This window comes from Flavobacterium sp. Sr18, assembly GCF_011064265.1.
In the GTDB taxonomy this organism is placed as follows: Bacteria; Bacteroidota; Bacteroidia; order Flavobacteriales; family Flavobacteriaceae; genus Flavobacterium; species Flavobacterium petrolei.
The window spans coordinates 874,065-899,386 of the sequence record NZ_CP049329.1; the positions used below are offsets into that span (position 1 = coordinate 874,065).

The 25,322-nt window shown below is 36.3% G+C and carries 24 protein-coding genes; 19 read left to right on the top strand and 5 right to left on the bottom strand.

The window, feature by feature from the left end; all coding sequences use genetic code 11:
* Positions 1 to 13: 13 nt before the first annotated feature.
* From G7A72_RS03935 to G7A72_RS04010, 16 genes are all read left to right on the top strand, one after another.
* Entirely contained in the window at positions 14 to 1,012 is a 999-nt protein-coding gene (locus G7A72_RS03935; protein ID WP_165151509.1) for an alpha-ketoacid dehydrogenase subunit beta, read from the top strand.
* Positions 1,005 to 2,174, top strand: coding sequence for a dihydrolipoamide acetyltransferase family protein (locus G7A72_RS03940; protein ID WP_165151510.1), 1,170 nt, complete (start codon positions 1,005 to 1,007; stop codon positions 2,172 to 2,174). The genes G7A72_RS03935 and G7A72_RS03940 overlap by 8 nt, the downstream gene beginning before the upstream one ends.
* Positions 2,171 to 2,416, top strand: coding sequence for an acyl carrier protein (locus tag G7A72_RS03945; protein WP_165151511.1), 246 nt, complete (start codon positions 2,171 to 2,173; stop codon positions 2,414 to 2,416). The genes G7A72_RS03940 and G7A72_RS03945 overlap by 4 nt, the downstream gene beginning before the upstream one ends.
* A 1-nt stretch (position 2,417) precedes the next feature.
* Positions 2,418 to 3,407, top strand: coding sequence for an NAD(P)-dependent oxidoreductase (locus G7A72_RS03950; protein WP_165151512.1), 990 nt, complete (start codon positions 2,418 to 2,420; stop codon positions 3,405 to 3,407).
* Between the two features lie 79 nt (positions 3,408 to 3,486).
* Positions 3,487 to 4,590, top strand: coding sequence for a site-2 protease family protein (locus G7A72_RS03955; protein WP_165151513.1), 1,104 nt, complete (start codon positions 3,487 to 3,489; stop codon positions 4,588 to 4,590).
* Complete coding sequence (locus tag G7A72_RS03960) at positions 4,577 to 5,731, top strand: phosphatidylserine/phosphatidylglycerophosphate/cardiolipin synthase family protein (protein ID WP_165151514.1); 1,155 nt, start codon at positions 4,577 to 4,579, stop codon at positions 5,729 to 5,731. Before G7A72_RS03955 ends, G7A72_RS03960 begins: the two co-directional genes overlap by 14 nt.
* 494 nt (positions 5,732 to 6,225) lie before the next feature.
* Complete coding sequence (locus G7A72_RS03965) at positions 6,226 to 7,287, top strand: reverse transcriptase domain-containing protein (RefSeq protein ID WP_165151515.1); 1,062 nt, start codon at positions 6,226 to 6,228, stop codon at positions 7,285 to 7,287.
* Between the two features lie 216 nt (positions 7,288 to 7,503).
* Positions 7,504 to 8,076: a YceI family protein gene (locus tag G7A72_RS03970; RefSeq protein WP_113666843.1), complete on the top strand. Its 573-nt coding sequence runs from the start codon at positions 7,504 to 7,506 to the stop codon at positions 8,074 to 8,076.
* A gap of 114 nt (positions 8,077 to 8,190) precedes the next feature.
* Complete coding sequence (locus tag G7A72_RS03975; RefSeq protein ID WP_165151516.1) at positions 8,191 to 9,093, top strand: J domain-containing protein; 903 nt, start codon at positions 8,191 to 8,193, stop codon at positions 9,091 to 9,093.
* A 2-nt stretch (positions 9,094 to 9,095) separates the two neighbouring features.
* Complete coding sequence (locus G7A72_RS03980) at positions 9,096 to 9,383, top strand: chaperone modulator CbpM (RefSeq protein ID WP_206531534.1); 288 nt, start codon at positions 9,096 to 9,098, stop codon at positions 9,381 to 9,383.
* 542 nt (positions 9,384 to 9,925) lie between these two features.
* Positions 9,926 to 12,508, top strand: coding sequence for a cation-translocating P-type ATPase (locus G7A72_RS03985; protein WP_165151517.1), 2,583 nt, complete (start codon positions 9,926 to 9,928; stop codon positions 12,506 to 12,508).
* A gap of 314 nt (positions 12,509 to 12,822) precedes the next feature.
* On the top strand, positions 12,823 to 13,605 hold the full coding sequence (locus tag G7A72_RS03990; RefSeq protein ID WP_113633317.1) for an ABC transporter permease: 783 nt from the start codon (positions 12,823 to 12,825) through the stop codon (positions 13,603 to 13,605).
* A 5-nt stretch (positions 13,606 to 13,610) separates the two neighbouring features.
* Positions 13,611 to 14,363, top strand: a complete 753-nt coding sequence (locus tag G7A72_RS03995; protein WP_165151518.1) for an ABC transporter ATP-binding protein — start codon at positions 13,611 to 13,613, stop codon at positions 14,361 to 14,363.
* A 10-nt stretch (positions 14,364 to 14,373) separates the two neighbouring features.
* Entirely contained in the window at positions 14,374 to 15,357 is a 984-nt protein-coding gene (locus G7A72_RS04000) for an MlaD family protein (protein ID WP_165151519.1), read from the top strand.
* Between the two features lie 57 nt (positions 15,358 to 15,414).
* Positions 15,415 to 16,452: a pesticidal protein Cry7Aa gene (locus G7A72_RS04005; RefSeq protein WP_165151520.1), complete on the top strand. Its 1,038-nt coding sequence runs from the start codon at positions 15,415 to 15,417 to the stop codon at positions 16,450 to 16,452.
* Positions 16,453 to 16,463: 11 nt separating this feature from the next.
* Complete coding sequence (locus G7A72_RS04010; RefSeq protein WP_165151521.1) at positions 16,464 to 18,731, top strand: glycosyltransferase; 2,268 nt, start codon at positions 16,464 to 16,466, stop codon at positions 18,729 to 18,731.
* 35 nt (positions 18,732 to 18,766) lie between these two features.
* On the opposite strand, the gene G7A72_RS04015 is transcribed toward G7A72_RS04010, so the two are convergent.
* Positions 18,767 to 19,891 carry a cysteine desulfurase family protein gene (locus G7A72_RS04015; RefSeq protein WP_165151522.1) on the bottom strand — a complete coding sequence of 375 codons (1,125 nt, stop codon included), beginning with the start codon at positions 19,889 to 19,891 and terminating at the stop codon, positions 18,767 to 18,769.
* 19 nt (positions 19,892 to 19,910) lie between these two features.
* A complete protein-coding gene (locus G7A72_RS04020; protein WP_165151523.1) occupies positions 19,911 to 20,828 on the bottom strand; it encodes an EamA family transporter in 918 nt (305 codons plus the stop codon).
* Between the two features lie 196 nt (positions 20,829 to 21,024).
* Here G7A72_RS04020 and G7A72_RS04025 point away from each other — a divergent pair, with 196 nt between their 5' ends.
* Positions 21,025 to 21,966, top strand: a complete 942-nt coding sequence (locus G7A72_RS04025) for a hypothetical protein (protein WP_165151524.1) — start codon at positions 21,025 to 21,027, stop codon at positions 21,964 to 21,966.
* A gap of 140 nt (positions 21,967 to 22,106) precedes the next feature.
* Here G7A72_RS04025 and G7A72_RS04030 read toward each other — a convergent pair whose 3' ends face one another.
* On the bottom strand, positions 22,107 to 22,658 hold the full coding sequence (locus tag G7A72_RS04030) for a Smr/MutS family protein (protein ID WP_113633324.1): 552 nt from the start codon (positions 22,656 to 22,658) through the stop codon (positions 22,107 to 22,109).
* Entirely contained in the window at positions 22,651 to 22,833 is a 183-nt protein-coding gene (locus G7A72_RS04035; protein WP_113633325.1) for a hypothetical protein, read from the bottom strand. The genes G7A72_RS04030 and G7A72_RS04035 overlap by 8 nt, the downstream gene beginning before the upstream one ends.
* 119 nt (positions 22,834 to 22,952) lie before the next feature.
* Here G7A72_RS04035 and G7A72_RS04040 point away from each other — a divergent pair, with 119 nt between their 5' ends.
* Positions 22,953 to 23,213 carry a DUF2752 domain-containing protein gene (locus G7A72_RS04040; RefSeq protein ID WP_371807566.1) on the top strand — a complete coding sequence of 87 codons (261 nt, stop codon included), beginning with the start codon at positions 22,953 to 22,955 and terminating at the stop codon, positions 23,211 to 23,213.
* Between the two features lie 35 nt (positions 23,214 to 23,248).
* On the opposite strand, the gene G7A72_RS04045 is transcribed toward G7A72_RS04040, so the two are convergent.
* Positions 23,249 to 23,947 carry a DUF1003 domain-containing protein gene (locus tag G7A72_RS04045; RefSeq protein WP_165151526.1) on the bottom strand — a complete coding sequence of 233 codons (699 nt, stop codon included), beginning with the start codon at positions 23,945 to 23,947 and terminating at the stop codon, positions 23,249 to 23,251.
* Between the two features lie 401 nt (positions 23,948 to 24,348).
* On the opposite strand from G7A72_RS04045, the gene cysM reads away from it, so the two are divergent.
* The gene (gene cysM / locus G7A72_RS04050) at positions 24,349 to 25,236 is read left to right on the top strand and encodes a cysteine synthase CysM (protein WP_165153621.1); all 888 of its coding nucleotides are present in this window, start codon (positions 24,349 to 24,351) and stop codon (positions 25,234 to 25,236) included.
* Positions 25,237 to 25,322: the final 86 nt, after the last annotated feature.

Here is a 25,322-nt window from a genome sequence, read left to right on the forward strand (position 1 = left end):
ATCGATTGGCATCATGGACAACAGTACTGGCACAATAACCCTTACGTATCGCGAGGCGTTGAAACAAGGGCTTCGGGAAGCGTTGCAAAATGACGAAAACGTCTTTTTGATGGGCGAAGATGTGGGCCGTTACGGAGGCGCTTTTGCGGTAAGCAAAGGATTATTACAGGAGTTTGGTGCGGATCGGATTATGGATGTCCCGCTTTCAGAAGCAGGTTTTGTAGGAGCCGGTATCGGGGCGGCTATGGCGGGAATGAAACCCATTATTGAGGTGATGACCGTCAACTTTAGTTTGTTAGCCATGGATCAAATTGTGAATAATGCGGCGACTTTATTGCACATGTCAGGCGGCCAAATCCATGTCCCAATGGTTATCCGGATGGGTTGCGGAATTGGCCGTCAACTGGCAGCGCAACATTCGCACAGTTGGGAACCGTTTTATGCACACATTCCGGGATTAATTGTTTTGTCAGTGGGAACGCATGAGGATGCGCGGGGAATGTTATTTGCTGCTTTGCAAAGTCCAGATCCTATCTTGCTATTTGAATACACGCTGATGCTCAATCTCGAAAAAGAAATTGCTGCAGATTTAGGTTATATTGATATTACCAAAGCCAAAGTGTTGCGCGAAGGATCTGCTATTTCGATCATTACGTATGGAACGGGCGTTTATAAAAGTCTGGAGGCTGCTGCCGAATTAGCTTTGGTCGGAATCGATGCCGAAGTTATTGATTTGCGGGTATTGCGACCATTAGATGAAAATACATTTCTGGAATCGGTGGCAAAAACACATCGGGTTTTGATTGTTGAAGATGCGTGGCGTTCGGTCAGTATCTCGTCAGAAATTAGTGCGCGAATTATGGAAAAGGCATTTTATGATTTGGATGCTCCCGTCCAGCGATTGTGCGGTGTTGAAGTTCCAATTCCCTACCCTGCACATTTGGAAGAAGCTTCGATTCCGCAGAAAAATGATATTGTAAATGCAATAAAAAAAATGATACGTCATGATTGAATTTCAAATGCCAAATTTAGGTGCTGATATGGAAGCTGGAACTCTAATCGAATGGAAGGAAAAACCAGGCGATACAGTACAGCGTGGTGATATCATTGCCGAAGTGGAAACGCAAAAAGGGCTTATAGAAATTGAGGTTTTTGATGAAGGAACAATCGGAGAATTACTGATACAGGAAGGAACTAAAGTCCCTGTGGGAACGGTAATGGCATTGATTCATCCCAGCGCAGCGGTATTGGAAAACAAAAAAGGAAAAGCAACATCAGAAAAGCCAATTGCCTTACAACCGATAGAAGAAAAGCCAGCTGTATTTTCAATAAAAGCTTCCCCACTGGCAAGGCGAATTGCCGCGGAAAATCATATTGATCTTTCGCAAATAAAAGGAACGGGGGAAGATGGCGTGATTACAAAAGACGATGTGGAACAAGCATTGACAACTCAAAAAGAGCAACTTCCAAAAGCGGAAAAATTTCCTCCTGATGACGCAAAAACACTAGCACAAATTGAGGCGGTTCGTACAGCAATAGCGTCGGCAATGAGCAAATCGAAACGAGAAATTCCACATTATTACCTAGAGAAAAAGATAGATGTATCAAAAGCAACTGATTGGCTGATAGCCAAAAATAAGGAAAAATCAGTTCAAGAACGATTGCTTCCCGTTGTGCTGCTCATCAAAGCAACCGCTAAAGCATTGACTGATTTCCCGGAATTGAATGCGGTTTGGGACAACGGTTTACAGTTAAAAAAAGAAATTCATATTGGTTTTGTGGTTTCGCTGCGCAACGGAGGAATCATAGTTCCCGCGATTCACAATGCAGATATAAAAAGTCTGGATGAAATCATGGCTACCTTAAATGATATTATTCCCAGAGCTCGCGCATTGAAACTACGCAGTTCAGAATTGAGTGACGCTACAATTACCATAACCAACATTGGCGATGGTGGCGCCGATACCATTTTTGGGGTGATTTATCCGCCACAGGTTGCGATAATTGGTTTCGGAAATATTTCAGAACAACCCTTTGCGGAGAAAGGAATGTTAGGAATTCGAACTTCAATTTTCGCTACTTTGGCGGGGGATCATCGTGCCACGGATGGATTAACCGGCAGCCGCTTTCTAGTAGCCTTGAACACCCATTTACAAAATCCTGAAGCATTATGAATGAAGAAGAAATCAAAGAAATTGTTTTTCAATTGTTGAAAAACATTGCACCGGATACGGAACCATCAACATTAAAACCGGATGAAAACATAAGGGAAACGCTCAATATTGATTCGTTTGACTCGCTGCAATTCATCGTTGCATTGAATAAAAAAACAGGAATCGAAATTCCGGAAGAAGATTATGGAAAAATAGCCACTTTACAGGCACTACTAGCTTACATTAAAAATAAAAAACCATAAAATGAAAGTATTAGTCTACAGCATCTTTGGCTTTGATAAGCCATTTATGGAAAAAGCAGCCCATGGAAATCACGAATTGGTTTTTACGGAGCAGCATTTGAATGAAAACACGGCGCATCTGGCCCAAGGATTTGATGCCGTCTCGCTTTTCACTTCAGATGTGGCTTCAGAAGCAGTTTTGCAAAAACTCTATACCTGCGGTGTGAAATATATTGCATTACGGGCTGTACACTCCCATTTAATTGATGTTCCAAGGGCAAAATCTCTTGCGATGAAGGTGGCAAATGTTCCCGTGTATTCTCCTTATTCGGTGGCTGAACATGCCGTTGGTTTAGTATTGGCACTGAACAGGAAACTGGTTTTAGGACAGCGATTAATGCACATTGGAGATTACCGAATGGATCATTTGGTCGGTTTTGATTTGCATGGAAAAACTGTGGGAATTATTGGAACCGGAAAAATAGGCGCTGCTTTTGCACGGATTATGCATGGCTTTGGTTGCAAAATTATAGCCTTCGATAGCGAAAAAAACAAGGAACTGATGATTGAAATCCCAATTTCATATAAGCCTCTGGAGGAAGTTTGTGCCGCTTCAGATATACTATCCGTGCATGCTACATGGAACGAATCATCCTATCCTTTGTTTGACAAAAATACCTTTTCGTTGTGCAAAAAAGGAATGATTTTCATTAATACAGCGCATGGGGAATTTGTAAATACCGAAGATTTAATTGAAGCAATAGACAATAAAATCCTTTCTGCTGTTGGTTTAGATGTCTACGAAATGGAAGATTCTATATTTTTTCAGGATCATACCGAAGTTCCTATTACAGACACATTATTTTTGAAACTCCGCTCTTATCCCAATGTAATGATTACCGGACATCAAGGTTTTTTGACTAATGAAACGCTGGCAGGAATTGCCCATACTACAATTGCCAATTTAAATGCTTGGGCCTATAATGGCATTTCTGAAAATGAAATAAGTTGATGGAAGATGCTGTTTTTTTTCAAGTTAAAATAGAATTATCGAGATTATTTTTCAATTAAAACTCCTAAAAACACACCAAATGAAAGGCTCCTTTAAACTCGGAAAAATAGCAGATATAGGGATTTTTGTTCACTGGACATTCTCGTTACTGATTCTGTTTATCATTTTCATTAATTACCGATCAGGTCAAAATGCGGCTCAGATAGTATGGTCAGTTGTGTTTATTTTGAGTGTTTTCATCACCGTTGTAATGCATGAATTAGGCCATGCTTTGGCAGCAAAAAGATACCATATAATTACCAAAGACATCACATTATTGCCCATTGGCGGCTTAGCACGACTCGAAAAAATCCCTGAAAAACCCATGGAGGAATTAATCGTGGCAATTGCAGGACCTTTGGTAAACATAACTTTAGCATTTATTACCGGGATTTTTATAACCATTCCTGAAACATCAGAACAACTGATGGCCGAATTATCCAACGGTGTCAATGCCAATAATTTCTTTCTGAATTTCTTCTTAGTGAATTTTTGGTTGGCACTTTTTAATTTGATCCCAGCGTTTCCTATGGATGGCGGCCGAATTTTACGTGCCTTGTTATCATTCAGAATGCAGCGAAATATAGCTACCCGAATTTCGGCACGGATTGGTCAATTTCTTGCGTTAGGATTTATACTTTTTGGTTTTTTCACCTCTCCTATTTTAGTTTTTATTGGTATTTTTGTAATTATAGGTGCTCAGGTTGAAGCGGATTATACGGAATCGAAATTCATGCTAAAAGGTTTTAAAGTCCATGACGTTGTAATGAAAGACTATCCAAAGATTGATGCCAATGCCACAGTCAAAACCGCAGTAGCATTAGTTTTGAACAGCCAAAACAAGAATTTTTTAATCATGGAAGAAGGAACTCCTGTCGGAACTCTGAACCGTGACCAAATCATAATGGCTCTCTCCAAAAAAGGCGAAGAGGAATTTATTTATAATGTGATGGATCGGAATTTAATTTTTCTCGATGCAAATTCGCTTTTGGAAAATGTTTTTGAACTCATACAACTCAATAAATCAAAATTAATGCTCGTTATGGAAAACAATGAAGTTACCGGAACTTTGGATATCGAAAATCTAATGGAGTTCATTTTGATTAATGAAGTTACTACAAATAAAGCGCATGATAAAAACTAACGATAGCCTTTTTGTTACCAAAAAATTGGAGCTGGTGTTTAGTGGCGAAGATTATTTTGACCGATTAGAAGCTATTATCCAAGAGGCACAATCTAAAATCCACCTGCAGATGTATCTTTTTGAAAATGATGCAACGGGAAAAAGAATCGTCAATGCACTAAAAGAAGCCGCGTTACGGAAAGTTGAAATTTATGTGCTATTGGATGGCTTGGGTTCTTTATCTTTTCCGGCAGAATTACTAAAGGAACTGAAATATAGCGGCGTAAACATTCGCTTTTTTGCCCCTTTATTCTCAACCTACACCTTTTATCTTGGACGAAGATTGCATCGCAAAGTTATTGTCGCTGACGCAAAAGTTGCGCTGGTTGGCGGCATAAATATCGCTGATAAATACCGCGGTTCCGTCACCGAAAAACCTTGGCTGGACTACGCCGTTCAAATAAACGGGGAAATAGCCAAACCACTTCAACAGCTTTGTCACGATATTTATTTTAAAAAAAGACATCTGAGGAATAAAAAAATAAAATCTGCATTTCATATTCAGGAAGATACTTCCGTTCGCATCCTCCAGAATGACTGGTTGAAAGGGAAAAACGAAATATGTGAAGGTTATATAAAATCCATCCGACATGCCAAAAAGGAAATCATCATTGTAGGCAGTTATTTTCTTCCCGGAATCCGAATCATTCGAGCCTTAAAAAAAGCGTCTAAAAATAAAGTCATCATCAAATTGATTCTCTCCGGAAAATCAGATCTTCCGCTGACAAGACGGGCGACTTGCTTTTTATATGGCAAACTCCTCAGTTATAACATTGAATTGTATGAATGGAACGAATCTATTTTACACGGAAAAGTAGCTGTTGTGGATGGCAATTGGTCCACAATTGGTTCTTTTAACCTGAATAATTTGAGTTCCTACGGAAGTCTGGAAATGAATGTCGAAATACTTTCAAGTTCCTTTTCCATCTTATTTCAAGAACACCTAACCGAAATTATTGCACAATGTCAACGCATCACTCCCGAATCACTGAAAACAAATACCACTATAATGACAAAATTCATCAACTTGGTTTGCTATGTGATCACCAGAATCGTAGAAATAATAGTCACCTACACGCCTTATAAACGGTTCTATAATTGAAAAACACTCCCTTCATCCCAATTAAAACCTCTAAAATTTAGAAAGAAGTCTCTTTTAAAATTAAAAACTAAAATATTTAAGAATTTATGCGGTTACTGCATTTTTTTTTGTAAATTTATAAATGTAATTACCTAATAAATAAGTAGTTACATATATTGGGTGCTGATTTATAATTTTTTAAAAATGGAACCATACCGAATTAAAACCCAAAAAAAAGAGGATTGGATCCAAAAGGATTTTGAAAGACAAATCCCTAAATTGGACTGTAAAAAAATATTTGTCCCCCGTCAGGATGAACTTTTTTTTTAATTCATTTTTAAAAGAAATTTGTTGGCTTATGCTAGCGACGGAACCGTGAGTCACTGTTCTGTAATTGAATGTTCTTTCAAGCACCAGGTTTAAAAGATTCTCCGCAGAGCTCCGAACTTTTAAACCGGTATTCTTAATTGGGGTTAGGGACGCAAAAGTCCCTATCCCATTAATGACTCAAACCTATGGATTTTAACCATTACAAAGAAGCTTTTATCAAGGAGTCGCGAAAAATAGGCTTTTCGTTACCTAATATTCAGCATTGTCTTGATTATGCTGAAGTTTTATTTTCACATCATGTCCCGGTAATTTACAATCCTTCCCATTTATCAGCACTTGTGGGATACAAAAAAGAATATTTAAAAAAAGCATCGCTGTTTCCTAATTATTTTTATCGTGATTTTGAAGTCGCAAAAAAAAATGGAACCAAACGACTAATTTCTGAACCACTGCCCAGCTTGAAAGAAATCCAAATCTGGATTCTAAGAAGTATACTGTATAAAATACCCGTCAGTCCATTTGCGAAAGCGTATAAACCAAACGTAACACTGCTGGAAAACCTGAGGTTTCATAAAAATCAACACAAGATTTTTACGCTGGATTTAGAGAATTTCTTTCCTTCAATATCAGTTGAGGTTGTTGAAGCAGAATTTCTGGAATTGGGATATTCTAAAATAGTATCCAAATTACTTTCCCGATTATGCACCAGAAATGGAAATTTGCCGCAAGGTGCGCCTACCAGCCCCTATCTTTCTAATCTGATTTTTAAAAAGGCTGATGCCGAAATTGCTTCGTATTGCAAAGATTATAAAATTAGGTACACGCGTTATGCGGACGATATGAGTTTTTCAGGAGATTTTGACCACGAGGAATTGCTAAAAAAAGTAACAGAAACGGTTGAAAAACTGAATCTTCGTATCAATGCCAAAAAGACCAAACTAATGACGCCAAATATGCGACAGACTGTTACTGGAGTTGTGGTGAATCAGAAACCGCAAGTCATTTTCTATAAGCGCAATGAATTGAGACAAACCTTATATTACATTCAGAAATTTGGTTTTGAGGAACATAAAATCTTCAAAAAAAATAATCATAACAATTATCTGGAACATTTGTTGGGGAAAATAAATTTTGTACTCCAAATTAATCCAAAAGATGCGGAATTTATAAAGTATAAAGCTGTGCTTTTTGATTTGAAACACAAACAAGACTTAACTGCGATAGAAAACGAATTATTTCCTATTTAAATTGTAAAAATCAATTTAGAACAAGCTCCTTTTTGGGGCTTTTAATTCTACAACTAACTGTTATTAAGTATTTTATTGTTATTTTTTCACCCAAAAATTGATTAAATTTGACAAATACACTCTTTGAAAACTATAATTACTCATATCACAAAAAGTTCCTTTTTAAACTTCGTAACTACTTAATAGCGTATCTTTAAGATTAAATAAAATTAAGCCATGAAAAACATCGCTACCATTATCGCCTCATTATTTTTATCTACTTTTCTGTTTGCACAAACAACATGGAAAGCTGATCCAATGCATTCTAAATTAACTTTTAGCACAATGCACAATGGAATTTCTGACATTGCAGGATTGTTCAAAACATTTGAAATTAGCGCAATTACAACCAAAACTGATTTCAGTGATGCTGTTTTTGAACTCTCTACAGCAGTGGCGTCCATCAATACCGAAGTTGAAATGCGAGATAAGCATTTACGAAGTGACGAATTTTTTGATGTTGAAAAATATCCTAAAATGACTTTCAAAAGTACGTCGATACAAAAAACAGCAAAAGATAAATACAAGCTAACGGGCCAACTTTCCCTGCACGGAATAACGAAACCGGTAGTCATCACGATGTGGTACAGAGGAACTATTGAAAATCCTCAAACGAAAGCGCCAACAGCTGGTTTTAAATTTAGTACCATCATAAAACGTTCTGATTTTAATATAGGCCCAAAATTCCCTGCACCAATGATTAGTGATGAAGTAAAAATTAAGGCTGACAGTGAATTTATAAAACAATAAGTATGTATTAATGAACTGAGAAATCTCATCAATTGTAAGAAGCAAAATATGTATCTAATAAATATATAGATGTTTCGAACGTAACCAAATAACCACAACATAAAAATAATCACAATGGCATTTATAGACTATTACAAGATTCTAGAAGTGGACAAAAAAGCAACTGAAGCCGAGATTAAAAAGGCCTATCGGAAACTTGCCCGTAAATACCATCCCGATTTAAATCCAAATGATAAAGAAGCCGAAAGAAAATTCAAGGAAATCAATGAAGCAAATGAAGTCTTGAGTCATGCGGAGAATCGTAAGAAATATGATGATTATGGTGAAAACTGGCAACATGCGGAAGAATTTGAAAAATCCAAACAGCAGCGGCAATACCAAGGAAATGGACAACAAGGAGGTTTTGGCGGTGGTGGATTCAGTGGTGGAGGTGATTTTTCTGATTTTTTTGAATCGATGTTTGGTGGTCGAGCATCTGGTGGTGGCCGCAGAAGTGCGCAATTCAAAGGACAGGATTTTAATGCTGAACTACATCTTGAACTCAAAGATGTGTACACAACTCACAAACGCACGTTAACCATTAATGGCAAAAATATTCGAATTACCATTCCTGCCGGTGTCGAAAACGGCCAACAAATAAAAATCAGCGGCATGGGTGGCGAAGGTTCCGGTGGTGGTCCTAAAGGTGATTTATATATCACGTTCACGGTGGCGAATCACACTAATTTTAAACTAGATAAGCACAACCTTTACGCAATAGTGGACTTGGATTTATTTACTGCCCTATTGGGCGGCGAGATTACCGCTGACACTTTTGACGGAAAAGTAAAACTGACCGTGAAACCCGGAACCCAAAACGGAACCAAAGTCAAATTGAAAGGAAAAGGCTTTCCAGTGTATAAAAAAGAAGGAGAATTTGGTGATTTGTACTTAACCTATCAAATACAAATCCCCACTAATCTTTCTGAAAAAGAAAAAGAATTATTCACTGAACTCGCTACACTAAGAAAATCATAAACATGGAAAACCTGATCCCGATACCTGAATTGTGCATTCACTATAGTGTGGAACTATCTTTTTTTACCAATCTTAGCGAAATGGGGTTACTCGAAATAAAAACGATTAAATCCAAACAATATATTGATTCAAATGCAATTTATGAAATCGAAAAAATGATTCGCATGCATCAGGAATTAGACGTAAACATAGAAGGAATTGATGTAGTGTTTAATTTGTTACAAAAGATTGATGTGTTGCAAAATGAATTGACCTCACTCAAAAACAGATTACGCTTGTACGAAAGCTAACAAAAGTACCAATTAAATATGCCCTTAAAAAGTTTTGGTTTACAATCTTTAAAAAAGAGAATGTTTTACTGCTTTTTACTAATTCTGATATTTATGAATACTAAAAAGTTCAAAATTGATACTTTACGAGATTACTAAAGCATAAATTTTAGAGCTATGAAAAACAATATTTGTACCCACAGACTTCTCCATTGCAGCAGATTCCGCCATTCATTACGCTATAAAAATGGCGTTACTTTGAGAAGCTTCATTGATTTTGTGCCACAGTTTTATTCTTTTCGAAAGTGGTTTTTCTCCGCTTTCACTGAGTGAAAAAGAAAATATGGAAGCCTATAAAAATTAATGGAAAGGCTTGCTACCATTGAAAATAATATCATAAAAAAAACCATTCCTCCTGATTTAAAACAATTAATCAGGAAAAAAAAATTACTAAAGAAGTAATTATTTCTAATGGAAACTCGCCATTGATACTGCATTAATTATCTCCGTTTATGTACTAATGATGGGGCTTTTATATTATAAAAAATAAAAAAAACAAAGCGATGAACTGGCATTTACTCCCACTATCAGAAATCACCCACTTGTTACAAACAACTCCTCGCGGACTTGATGAAGTAACTAGTAAGGAACTCTTGCGCGAAAATGGGAAGAATGAAATCGAAGACACTAAAAAGAAGAGCATCGTAAAGATGATGCTTTCTCAGTTGTCTGATTTCATGATTCTGATTCTGATCGCGGCAGCAATAATTTCGGGAATAATAGGCGATCTAACAGATACGATCATTATTCTTGCCATCATCATTATTAATGCCATCGTGGGATTCATTCAGGAATATCGGGCCGAAAAAGCGATGCAAGCACTGAAAAAAATGGTAGCAAACCACGCTCGCATTATGCGCGAAGGAAAAATGATTACTATTCCAGCTTCAGATCTTGTTCCAGGCGATGTTGTGGTTCTGGAAGCCGGCAATGTTATTCCCGCAGATATTCGTTTTTTTGAAACCCATCAAATAAAAGTAGACGAATCAGCACTTACAGGCGAATCCAACAATGTAGAAAAAAATACAGAGGAACTTCCAGAAGGAAATTACGCTCTTGGCGACCAGACGAACATGGGTTACAAAGGCACTTCGATTACGAATGGAAGAGCTCTTGGATACGTTGTGGCCACAGGAATGCATACGGAACTGGGTCATATCGCTAAAATGATTCAAACTGATGAAACCACAACGCCATTACAAAAAAGATTAGCGGCATTTGGAAAAAGATTATCAATAGTCATCCTAATCATCTGCACTGTCATTTTCTTTATCGGATGGTTGCGGGGCGAATCTGCAATGACGATGTTGATTACTTCAATTTCCCTTGCTGTTGCCGCAATTCCTGAGGCTTTACCAGCATTAGTTACCATCGCATTGGCTTTTGGAGCTAAGAAATTAGCCAAAAATAATGCGCTTATACGCAAATTGCCCGCTGTAGAAACGCTTGGTTCAGTTACCTATATCTGTTCTGATAAAACGGGAACTCTTACGCTGAATAAAATGACCGTGCAGGAGATTTTTGAAACTTCAGATACAAAACACAACAATGCTTTTGAAGAAAAAAACCGATTGCTTCATGCCATAGCTTTAAATAATGATGTCTCGAAAGGCGAAAACAGAAAATGGCTGGGCGATTCAACTGAAGTCGCATTGGTGCAATATGCTTTCGATAAAAATTTAAACCGTGCAGATTTAGAAATTGCATTTCCACGAATAGCAGAATTGCCTTTTAATTCCAAAAGAAAATGCATGACAACCCTGCATCAAATTCAAAATGCTGATGCTGAAATTCTCGTAATTACAAAAGGAGCGGTCGATGTCCTGTTTCATAAACTAAATGCCGAGCAACAATCACTTATTCCCGAATTGGAACGTAAAGTCAATGAAATGGCGGAAAAAGGGTATCGGGTTTTAGGATATGCCATGAAAACACTCTCTTCGTTACCGGAAAATTTGAATCCGGAAACAATTGAAACAGAACTAACGCTTATTGGTTTTGTAGGCATGATTGACCCGCCGCGAGAGGAAGCGAAACAAGCGGTTTCGGAATGCAAAGAGGCCGGTATTATTCCGGTGATGATTACCGGCGATCATAAACTCACCGCAAAAGCAATTGCCGAAAAACTGGGAATCATTTCTTCCGAGGAAGATCTGGTACTGACGGGTTCTGAATTATACGCATTAACACAAATTGAATTTGTGAAAATCGTGGAGAATGTTCGGGTATATGCCCGTGTCAATCCCGAACAGAAATTAAGAATCATTAATGCCTTACAATCTAAAAATAATTTTGTGGCTATGACTGGTGACGGTGTGAATGATGCGCCAGCACTTAAAAATGCTGATATTGGAATCGCCATGGGAATCAACGGCACAGAAGTTTCTAAAGAAGCGTCGCACCTGATTTTGCTAGATGATAATTTTGCAACAATTGTAGTTGCAGTCAAACATGGTAGAAAAATATTTGACAACATCCTGAAATTCATCAAGTACATCATGACCGGAAATTCAGGCGAAATCTGGGCGATATTTTTGGCGCCGTTTTTTGGTTTACCCATTCCGTTATTGGCCATTCATATCCTTTGGATTAATCTGGTGACCGATGGTTTGCCCGGATTAGCCTTGGCCTCCGAGCCATCAGAAATAAATATTATGAAACGCCCGCCCAGAAATCCAATTGAAAGTATTTTTTCAAATGGTATGGCAATTCACATTTTGTGGGTTGGATTTTTAATGGGAGTAGTCACCATTGGAATGCAGGCTTATGCGATACATGTGGCAAACTCCCATTGGCAAACGATGGCTTTCACAGTACTTTGCTTCAGTCAATTGGGACATGTAATGGTGATCCGTTCCGGACAGGATTCAATTTTTAAAATTGGTTTTTTCTCTAATAAACCCATGATTGGTGCTTTATTAATAACGGTTTCGCTACAACTTATGATTGTTTACACGCCTTTTTTTAATGATATTTTCAAAACACAACCACTTACTTTATATGAGTTGCTGATTACCTTAGCTGTATCAAGTGTAGTTTTTTGGGCGGTAGAAATAGAGAAGTGGATTAAAAACAGAAATAAATAAGACAAGCGGAAGTATAAAAAATAAATATAAGATTCACCATATATCCATAATTAATAATACCATCTTACTAAATCTCAGTTTGATTCTCCTTTCTTTTTATCAAAAATTACTTCTTCAAGTTCAATTTTACAATGAGAATTATTCGCGCGAATAAAAATAACGGTTGCAAAAATGCTGTTATTTTTTAAAATTGGTATTTTCTCGACAAAACCCTCAATATAATAGGCAAACAACACTTTTAATAGTGCTGATAATCAGATAAATAACTATATATTTGAGTAGCTATTTTCTGTTAAAAACTAATTCGTTTGCTTATGGATACATTTTCAAAAATAAGGGAATTATTCAAAGCTTTTTTACTCGAAATTGGCGAACTCTCTTACTTTGCTGGCCGTTTTTTTCAAGAAACTTTCAAACGTCCCATGGAGTTCAAAGAGTTTTTACGACAATGTTTTAATATGGGAAATCGTTCCTTGCTTCTGGTTGCGGTCACGGGATTTATAATTGGATTAGTGTTCACCTTACAATCACGCCCTACGCTGCAAGAATTTGGTGCCGTTTCCTGGATGCCATCAATGGTTAGTATTTCACTGATTCGAGAAATTGGTCCTATTATAACGGCTTTGATTTGTGCGGGACGAATTGGTTCTGGTATTGGTGCTGAATTAGGTTCGATGCGGGTTACGGAACAAATTGATGCCATGGAAGTTTCCGGCACTAATCCGTTCAAATATTTAGTGGTAACCCGAGTTTTGGCCACCACTTTTATGTTACCCGTTTTAGTTTTTTTTGGCGATGCTATTGCAATATTTGGTTCTTTTCTGGTCGAAAACATCAAAGGAAATGTCTCTTTTTTATTGTATTACAACAAAGTTTTTGATGCATTGGAATTTGGTGATTTGATCCCCGCAACCATCAAAACGTTCTTTTTTGGTTTTGCCATCGGATTAGTAGGTTGTTTCAAAGGTTATTATTGCAAAAAAGGGACAGCTGGTGTGGGATTAGCAGCTAATTCTGCGGTGGTTTTCACGTCGATGTTGCTATTTATTATTGATTTTATTGCTGTTTTTGTTACTGATATATTTTATGATTTATAACGATTATGAGTATCCCGACACCCAATCAAAACCGAATTATAGAAATCAAAGACTTGCGAAAAAGTTATGGTAACAATCATGTTTTGGATTGCTTTAATATGACGCTGAATGAAGGGGAAAATCTGGTAATTATGGGGAAATCCGGTTCCGGAAAATCAGTGATGATAAAATGTTTAATTGGACTGGAGCAGCCGGACAGTGGTTCTATCGTTGTGATGGGCAAAGACATTACCCAACTTAATCGGGAGGAACTGGACGATTTACGTACTGAAGTTGGTTTTCTTTTTCAGGGAAGTGCATTATACGATTCGATGACGGTTCGCGAAAATCTGGAATTTCCGTTGCGACGCCATACCAAGAAATTTGGAGTCATTAAAGATACTACACCGTTAGTGATGGAAGCTTTGGAAAACGTAGGATTGGCTCAAACCATCAATTTAATGCCTGAAGAACTATCGGGTGGAATGAAACGCCGCATTGCTTTGGCCAGAACATTGATTCTGCAACCCAAAATAATTCTGTATGACGAACCTACAACAGGATTAGATCCCATTACTGCAAAAGAAATTTTGCTCTTGATGATGACTATCCAACAAAAATACAACACCTCGGCAATCATTATCACACACGATGTAGATTGCGCAAGAGTGATTTCGAATCGAATGATTTTATTGGTTGACGGCATCAATTATATCGAAGGCACTTTTGAGGAATTATCCGTTTCAACTGATCCAAAAGTGCAAGCTTTCTTTAAATAAGAACAAAAAAATGGAAAAAACGACATCACAAAAATTGCGTCTTGGACTTTTTGTAATAATCGGGATATCGCTGTTTATACTCGCGGTGTATTTCATTGGCGATAAGCAACAAATGTTTGGAAAAACCAATCAATTATCTGCGGTTTTTAATAATGTGAGCGGCCTGCAACTGGGAAACAATGTACGCTATTCCGGAATAAATGTGGGAACGGTTAGCGGAATAGTAATGATTAATGACACGGCAATAAAAGTCGATATGCTGATTGATAAAACCATTTTTCCGCATATCAGGAAAAATGCCATTGCCACAATAGGCTCCGATGGTTTAGTGGGAAACATGATTATCAATATTATTCCCGGGAAGGACAAAGCAACCTCAATATCGCCTGGAGATGAGATTAGTACGTTAAACCGCATTCGCACTGATGATATGCTGAATACCCTTGGCAAAACCAATAAAAATGCGGCGCTACTGACATCAGATTTACTTAAAATCACTAATGAAATCAATCAGGGAACTGGAACCGTGGGCTTATTAATTAAGGATGCTAACTTGGCAAATGATTTGAAACAAACCGTTCACTATTTGAAAATTACAGGACGGGGAAGTTCAGAATCAATCACGAAAATAAACCGACTTATTTCTTCATTAGAAAATAAAGACAATGTGATTGGTGTTTTGAAAGATACCGCGGTCGCAAATAATCTTAAAAAAATAGTACTGAATTTAAAACAAACCAGTACTCAAATAGATAACGTTGTAAACAACCTAGATACCACAATTGTAAATATAAAAAACGGTAAAGGAGCAGTAAATTATCTTTCGAATGACCCTGAATTAGTTCGAAAAATAGATTCAACGATGACAAATGTTAACGAGGCGAGTTTGCGTTTGAATGAAAATCTAGAGGCCTTGAAACATAATTTTTTACTACGTGGTTACTTTAGAAAACAGGAAAAAGCAAAATTAAAAGAACAGAAAAAGGAAGAATAGCAAAAATAGATTACAGCGTTTATTTGAATTTAGAACTACGTAAAAGTCGATTACAACATGGTTATAATAGAAAAATTAGGAATAATTCTAAGTCCTACCGACCATCCATTTGAAAATAATGGCGTGTTCAATCCCGGGATTTATCAGGAAGGAAATATCATTCATGTTTTATACCGAGCGGTAGAACACGGCAATTATTCTACGATAGGATACGCCAAGTTAGATGGTCCAACAAAGGTAATTGAACGCCATGAAAAACCTTTAATAACCAGAGATTTTGACTATGAAAAACATGGTGTCGAAGATGCCAGAGTTGTAAAAATTGAGGATACCTATTATATTACTTATACCGCTTATGATGGAGTCAATGCGATGGGAGCGCTAGCCATTTCAAAGGATTTAATTCATTTTGAAAAACAAGGTGTGATAACTCCGCACGTTAATTATCAAGAATATGAAAATTTTGTAAATTGCTGTGACAACAATAAACTGAATCCGAAATACCATCAATATTACAATCTTTTTGCTCAAATAGGATTGGTTGCTGATGAATTAAGGTTGCTTCGGGATAAAGATGTGGTATTGTTTCCAAGGAAAATAAATGGAAAATTTATGCTTTTGCATCGGATTTGGCCTGGAATTCAGATCGCAGAATTTACCGATTTCAAGGATTTAACGGAGTCCTTTTGGAAAGAATATCTCATTAATTTGGTGGATCATATTGTACTGGATCCCAAAGATGTATATGAAGTCAATTATATTGGTGCTGGCGGTCCGCCTATTGAAACTGAATATGGCTGGTTGCTGATTTACCATGGAGTACAAGAAACGATAAAGGGGAAAATATATCATGCTAAAGCCGCATTATTACAATTAGATAATCCTAAAATTGAGATTGCCAGATTACCATTTCCGTTATTTTCACCTACGAAACAATGGGAAATTGAGGGAGAAGTAAGCAATATTGTCTTTCCATCGGGACATGCGTTATTTGGCAACGAGCTTTACCTATACTACGGTGTGGCCGATAAACATATTGCTGTTGCAAAAATAGATCTCAACGAATTGCTTCTCGAATTGAGAAAACAACCTTAAAAAATAACGCTATGAAAATTGAGAAAGGAATTAAAATGCTTCTTGTAAGCTCCTACCCACCCAGAGAATGCGGAATAGCAACTTTTACGAATGATATTGTCAATGCATTGGATGTTGTCTTTGGGGATACGCTTCCAGTGGAAGTATGCGCGTTGCAAAATAGGGAGCAAGATTTCCAATATCCTGAAGAAGTGAGCTATGTACTGCCGGTAGATTCTTTGGTTCATTATAGGTTGGTTGCCGAGAAAATAAATGAACGAAACGATATTGGATTGGTTTGTATTCAGCATGAATTTGGTCTTTTTAGAGGGGATTATGGAGACCATATTCTTTCCTTTATTCTGGCACTCAACAAACCCATTGTAACCGTTTTTCATACAGTACTGCCTAATCCGGACGAAAAAAGAAAAAAAGTGGTTTATGCGCTCACTGATTTATCGGACAAAGTGGTGATACTAACCAAAAAATCAAAGGAAATTTTGGCCAATCATTACAATTGTCCTCCTTCAAAATGCATAATTATTCCTCATGGCAATCATACTGTTCTTTGGGAACAAAAAAAAGTACTGAAAAACAAATATGGTTTTAGAGACAGGGTGGTATTATCAACCTTTGGATTAATCAGTGAAAATAAAGGAATTGAAAACGTATTATGCGCTTTACCAGAAATCGTGGCTCAACATCCTGAAGTAATTTATCTTGTTATAGGAAAAACTCATCCTGAAGTTATTAAAAGAGAAGGTGAAAAATACCGCAATTTACTTACTGCTACAGTAAAAAAACTCGGTCTGGAAAACAATGTGATTTTCGTCAATGAGTATCTTCAATTGGACCAACTATTGGAATTTTTAACGTTATCTGAAATTTATTTATTTTCTTCCAAAGATCCCAATCAAACCGTAAGTGGAACTTTTGCATATGCTATGAGCAGCGGCTGCGCAGTAATTTCTACACCTATACCGCATGCTGTCGAATCATTAGGAAACGGCAATGGAATCCTATTGAAAAGTTTTGATAATCCTGACGAATTTAAGGAAGCAATCCTTTATCTCATCGAAAATGAAGAGCAACGAATCGCAATGGGGAAAAATGCTTTTTCTATGGCTCGCGCCACAAACTGGGAAAATATTGCCATACAATACCGCCTTTTATTTGACCAATTAACCAATAGAGAAGATGATTTGCGATTCAATTTCCCTCCAATAAAGTTAGATCATATCAAAAAACTGACTACCGATTTTGGAATTCTTCAATTTTCCAAATTCAGTCAACCTGATCCTGAATCTGGCTATACATTAGACGATAATGCCCGAGCATTAATTAATATGGTTCTATACAATAAAGCTTTTCCCGATAAGGAAAACTTAAAATTAGCCAATACTTATTTGAATTTTATTGAAGGAATACAACAGCACGACGGTTGGTTTGATAATTATAAAGACTACAACAAGAAATTGACCAAACAAAACGAAGAGGTTAATCTGGAAGATGCAAATGGTAGAGCGCTGTGGAGTCTTGGAACGGTGATTTCTCACAGACAAAATTTACCGCTGGACATGATTTGCCAAGCAGTAAAATGCTGGGATAAAGCCATCAAAAAAATTGATAATTTTAAATCTCCAAGAGCCATAGCTTACGCATTAAAAGGACTTTATCATTATCATGAAATGTATGAAGACGGGGAAATAAAAAAACATATCGAGAATCTTGCTGATGAACTGTTGCGTCATTATAAAATCAATTCTGCCGAGAATTGGTGTTGGTATGAAGATTATATGACGTATGCTAATAATGTCCTTCCAGAAGCTATGATGTACAGCTATTTAGTCACCAAGAATCCGAAATACAAAAAAATTGCGGTAATTACGTTCGACTTTCTGCTTTCTCATTATTTTATGAAAGGACAGTTGAAAGTAATATCTAATCGAGGTTGGTTCAAGAAGCAAAATGAAAGAATTTTCTATGGCGAACAACCTATTGAAGTCGCTACAACCATTATTGCACTCGATCTATTTTATGAAGTAACGCAAAATAAAAAATATAAAGACCAATTAAAACTTGCTTTCATCTGGTTTTTAGGGAACAATCATTTAAAACAGATCATGTACAATCCGGAAAATGGTGCTTCCTATGATGGCTTGGAGGACAAACACATCAATATCAATCAAGGAGCTGAATCTACTTTGTGTTTTTTCAAAGCGCGATTAATCATGGAAAAATATACGGAAAAACCATCCAATCCAATAAAAATATCCAAAACGAAGTCCCTAATTACTTAAATTCCACTAAAAAATCTGCTTTTCAGCAGATTTTTTTATATCGTTTTCAATGCTTCGATAAGTACATTAATATCCTCTTTTGTATTGAAATGACTAAACGAAATTCGCAAACTTGGTTTTTTTAAATCTTCATTCGAAAGCATTTCGGCTAAAACATGCGAAGGTTTTATACTTCCGGATTGACAGGCACTTCCGCGGGAAACTGCAATTCCTTTCATGTCTAAGTGAAATAAAATCATCGCTGTTTTATCCGCTGAAAAAGGCAATAAAACATTCGAAACTGTATAAAATCCATCAACAGTTCCATTGATTTCAAAAGCTGGAAATTCAATTTCAAGTTGGGTAATGAGGTAGTTTCGCAACTCAGTAATATGTTCTCTATCCGTTTCTAAATTGCTGTATGAAAGTTCTAAAGCTTTTGCCATTCCGGCAATTTGGTGCAAAGCCTCAGTTCCTGCACGCAATCCTTTTTCCTGTTCTCCACCAAAAAATAGCGGTTGCAATCCCGAATTTTTTCGAATAAAAGCAAAACCAACTCCTTTAGGTCCGTGAAATTTATGCGCACTGGCCACAATGAAATCGACAGGAATTGTTTGCAAATTTATTGATGTTTTCCCGATGGATTGCACGGTATCCGAATGAAATAAAACGCTGTGCTCTTGACAAATACGACCTATTCGCTCCAAATCTAAAATGGTTCCTGTTTCATTATTCACGTGCATCAAGCTAACTAATGTTTTCTTTTCCTGCGACAGTAATTCCACTAAATCCGTTATATCAATTTCACCATTTGGTTTTATTGCCACATAATCGACTTGAATACCATACTCTTTTTCTAATGCTAAAGCGGTGTATAAAACGGCATGATGCTCTATTTTACTGGTAATAATTCGTTTTACTTTCAAATCCTTAACCGCAGAACGAAGAATCCAATTATTAGCTTCGGTACCGCAAGAGGTGAAAATAATTTCTTGAGCCGTAGCATTCAAATTTTTAGCAATTGATTTTCTGGAAAGCTCCAAAATATTTTTTGCAGAACGTCCTAAACTATGTGTTGACGATGGATTTCCGTACTCTTCCGTTAAAACTTTAGTCATTTCCTGAATCACCTCTGGACGAAGAGCCGTGGTTGAGGCGTTATCGAGATATACTTTTTTCATTTTTTAAAATATAAAATTATTAAAGCCCTTTGATTTCTGCTGGCATCGCTTTTGGTTTTTTGGAAAAGAGAATTCTTTCATTGAAAACAACTATTGAAACCATAATTAGAAAATAAGAAAACAATTGAAGGAAACTTACTTGCTCATTGTAATAAAATATGGCTAGTAAAAAATTAATAATCGGGTTAATATAAATCATAATTCCCACAGCGGAAGAGTTAATTCCTTTGAGCGCATAGAGATTTAAAAACAGTGGAATAATGGTAAAAAACACCACAATCATTAACATACAAGTGTAAAATAGAGGTTCCGTAGGGATAGCTCCGCTGTATTTTGGATAAAAAGGCAAAAGAACAAGCGCCGTAAAAATCAACTGAATGGTAAGACCCAGAAATTTATCCAAATCGTTATTTTTTCGTTGACTCACTAAATAGAGTGCGTAAGTAGCAGCGGTAATAAGGCTGTAAAAAATATCCTGAAAATGGTTGAATGATAACAAAATACAACTAAAAAAACTGATTGAAACAGCTACCCATTGCCATTTACTCAATGTTTCTTTCAACATAAAAAAGGCAAATACAGTAGTCACAATTGGGCAAATCAGATAGGCTAATGATGCCGCATTAACACTGACATGATTCATCACGTAGATGTAAACAAACCAGTTTGAGGAAAGAAATACGCCACCACCAAGTGTCAATAACACAACATTTTTTTGTTGTTTTGAAGAGATAGTTTTGAAATGATTCCAATTTTGTCGCATTACTCTTCTTCGAAAAATAACATTGATCAGTACCATCGTAATCACGCTAAAAAATACCCGATAAAACAAAATATCCAAAGAAGGATAATTATGCAGCGGTTTCAAAGCAAAACTAAAAAAACCCCATACAAAAAAAGCTAAAAAAGCAGCCGAATAATATTTGTTAAGCCTCATGACTAGTATTAAATTGGCGCAAAGATAACGAATTCCATTGGCTTTAAATGACAGTAATATTGACAACTCCTGACCGTTACTTAAATCTCGGACATTTCAATAGAAAACCCAAAATCCTGTTAAATAATCTATTTTTAAACGGTAATGTATTTGGAACAAATTAAAAATTCTATTTTTGTTAGAAATATTATAAAAAATGAAAAGAGTCCTTAGCTTGTTGGTTTTTTCCATGTTCTTAAATGGGTGTGATGATGGTGATTTAATTCAAGAAAACATCAATTTTGAAGATGTTAACACGCAAAAATGCACCACTAACAACATTATCTACAAACTGAAAGACAGTGAAGCGCTTATTTTTGAAGCAACCGGAGTTACGTTCCCAACCGAAACTACTTCTCAGGAATTAAACATCAGCAGTGCCAATCGCGTGATTTATCGCTTTTATAATGGTACCGTTAGTGCATCAACAATTTGCGAATCAATACCACCGGCAACTCCTATTGTTACAGGACAATGGACCGCTACAGGTGGGAAAATAGTAATAAATACAACTGCTGTAAAAACCGATGAAGCGGACAACAGTACAAAAATTACAGGTTACAATCACAATATCACTTTCAAAAACATCACTTTTGATAAAGGAACGGGTACTCAGGTATACGAAACATTCTCTTTTGGAGACTATTTGATTTCCGCAACTCCTTTACCTTTTGCATTCAATAAAACTCTTGAACAATGCAGTTCTTCAAAGCAATTATATGATTACAATAGTAGTGAAGCACTTATTCTTGATGTGGATTCCGCATTAATTGTTAATGAAGCAACACCTCTAAATGCACCAAGAACAGGACTGATAAGCGATACAAAAAACAAACTTACCTACCGATTATTCTCCGGTTTAGTAACCGGCGCTTATTTTTGTAACACCACTTTTCCAGCAACTCCAGTAGTCACTGAAGAATGGATCGCAGTAGCTGGAGTAGCAAATATCAGTGGTATCGTCGAAGTTACTACAACGGTTTTCGGAAACGGTTTTAAGCACACCGTTGTCCTCAAAAAAGTTAAAATGAAGAAAGGAAACAGTGATTTTATTTTGGGTGATAATTACATTTACGGTGAATTATTGACTACCAATTAAGAACCAAAAAGGCATGAAAATCGACCGCTAAAACGTTTCTATTTTTGTCCAAAAAGAGACCCAATTTTAACTGAATTTCAATTGAAAAATTCAGTTAAAATTGGGTCTCTTTTTTTATTTTAAAAACGTAAAATAAGAACTTACATAGCACTTTGCTTAATGAAAACTTCTGTTGCGCCTTGTCCATATTTTTGATAATTGCCTTCTTGAAAAGCGATGTTATCGTACCGACCTAATAAGAAATCCAACTCCGCTTTCAGCACTCCTTCGCCAACTCCGTGAATAAAAACAATTTTCGGAATCCTATTGCGAATGGCAAATTCTATGTGTCGTTTTGCCGTTTCTGTCTGCAATGTCAGAATATCATAATTTGACATTCCGTGTTTATTTGGCACCAGTTTTTCAATGTGTAAATCAAACTCCGGAGCCGGAATTTCGTGCTTTGATTTCTTTTCTTTTACAAAACTTCGTGCTTTTGGAATCTCTTTTTCCTTAGAAACCTCACTTATATTTATTCTTCTAATAGAATCTAGTAAGTTACTGGAATCGTTTACTTTAATCAACTCTTTGACAAAAAATGTCATCATGAATCCATCCTCAGTTTCTATGGTTACTTGCTGCTCTTTTACGGATAGCACTACTCCATTTATGGCTTCATCCAGTACTGAAACCTTATCTCCTTTGTTAAACATTTTCGTCTTCTTTATCTTGATTTTTACTCGGTGTTTTGGCACTCAATTGCATCATTCCAATCATAAATATTACAATTGCAACGACCATGATATACACATTTTTTTCCGCACTCACCTGCTCATACAAAGCAACAATGATAGCGACAATCATTATGGGAATTATAAATTTTTTCATCTTTTAAAATATCAGATTCCAAAAGTAATGAATTTAAAATTGCATCAATTATTATGACAAATGTTTCTTATTTTTTCGTAAAATTGTAGAAAGAAAAACCATTGGATTTAGAAAAATATATGCTGCCGTGTTTAAGTAAAACACTCTTCGGAATGGAGTGTTTAGGCTGTGGTTTTCAGAGGGGATTTTTATTGCTTTTGCAAGGTGATTTCGAAGGTGCTTTTAAGATGTATCCAGCCATTTTTACCACCCTGTTATTTCTGGGAATTCTGGGTTTAAATTGTATTGACAAAAACAGGAATTATAAAAAAATCATCATTGGCTTCGCAATCCTAAATGGTATTTTTATGATTTTGGGGTATTACTTTAAGCACTATTAACAGGTTCCTTTTTTAAACTTTTTAGAACAAAAAGATTATTTGATGCGTGTCAAAATATCATTCATCATTTCGATTTGCACTTTTTGAATTTGTATTAATTCTTCTTGCTGATGCATAATCAAATGATCCAGTTTTTCATGAAGCATTCTAATTTCAAGTTCTGATTTCAGATTAATCATGTAATCTTTTTTAGCTCTCTCGCGGTCTTTTTCTTCTTGACGATTTTGGCTCATCATAATTACCGGCGCTTGAAGTGCGGCAAGGCAAGACAAAATTAAATTCAACAAAATAAACGGATACGGATCAAATCCTTTATTCAAGAGAATATAGATATTAGCCAAAATCCACAACAGAATAAATACCCCGAAAAAAATGATGAATTTCCAGCTTCCGCCAAAAGCAGCTACTTTATCCGCCACTATTTGCCCAAAAGTTCGAATACCGGCTTCATCTTCTACAGTACTCACTAAGGATTTGTCCTCGTTTAGCGAACCAATAACTCTGGTTTCCAGATTGGTCAACTCCCCTATTTCAACTAATAAATAATTCGAAATGTATTTCTCCCGATACATGTTGAGTTCAGTAATAGACAAGAATTTATCGGCATCAAAATCAGGATAATCATTTTGGATAAGTGCCAATATTGGATTTCGAATGGTTTTAGCAGACACTTTATCTGCAATTGGGAATTCCTTTTTGGAAATATCACTTATAAAAGTTGCATTACTTTTCATGGATTGTTATTTAGTGGCTAATTTAAAAAAACACTTTCATCAAAACTACTAATCAGTTCTTGTAGATTGAAAATAAATTAAAAATACGAAACCTCACTTTTCATCATAAAAATTTAAAACAATAAATTTCTTAGTATTTACACATCATAAATTTAACAAAAGTGTCGCAATAACCAAGATAGCTTCACACATAAGAAAGAAATAATTCGAAATAGTTCAATATCTTTGCGATTCGTTTTAAAACTCTTGAAAATGTCACTGAACTTCGAAAATATTCCTATCCGTTATTGTTGTTGTAGTTTTTAAAATTTACTTGATATAAACAGTTTTCGCAAACAAATTCTTATTGTAATTAAATCCAAAATCATTTGATTACAATTCAAACACTAGACATCAATAGCATGAAATCACAAAAAATATTAGACTTAATAGGAAATACACCTTTAGTTGAATCTACTCATTTGATACAAAATAAAAACGTAAAACTTTTGCTGAAACTCGAAGGAAACAATCCCGGTGGTAGTGTAAAAGATCGTGCGGCTTACAATATGATTAAATCCGCGCTGGAAAGAGGAGAAATCAAAAAAGGAGATAAACTCATTGAGGCAACAAGTGGCAACACTGGAATTGCTCTGGCGATGATTGCCCAACTATTTAATATCGAAATCGAATTAATCCTTCCTGAAGATTCGACTATCGAACGCACGCAAACCATGCGTGCTTATGGTGCAACCGTAATTTTGACACCCGCTGCTACCGGAATAATTGGTTCCAGAGATTATGCCGATAAAAAAGTAGCTGAAGGCGGTTACATCATGCTGAATCAGTTTGCAAACGACGACAACTGGAAAGCACACTACAATACCACTGGACCAGAAATATGGAATGATACCGAAGGAACTGTAACCCATTTTGTCTCGGCAATGGGAACAACGGGTACAATTATAGGCACTTCCACCTACTTGAAAGAAATGAATCCTACTATCCAAATTGTGGGTGCGCAACCCAGCGACGGCTCCCAAATTCCAGGAATCAGAAAATGGCCTCAAGAATATTTACCTAAAATTTTTGATGCCAAGAAAGTAGATACAATCATCGAAGTTTCCGAAGAAGAAGCACGAGCGATGACCAAACGTTTAGCACTGGAAGAAGGCGTTTTTGCGGGGATGAGCAGTGGGGGCTCAGTAGCTGCGGCAATAAAAATAGCTGAAAATTTAGAATCAGGAGTGATTGTCGCTATCATTTGCGACCGAGGCGATCGGTATTTGTCTTCGGATTTGTTTGATTAAATTACCATGCCTTTATAAAAATAGCCTTCCTTTTCTATATCTTTCCGATAAGAATGACGGGGTGTTTCATTTTATTTCGGCATCCC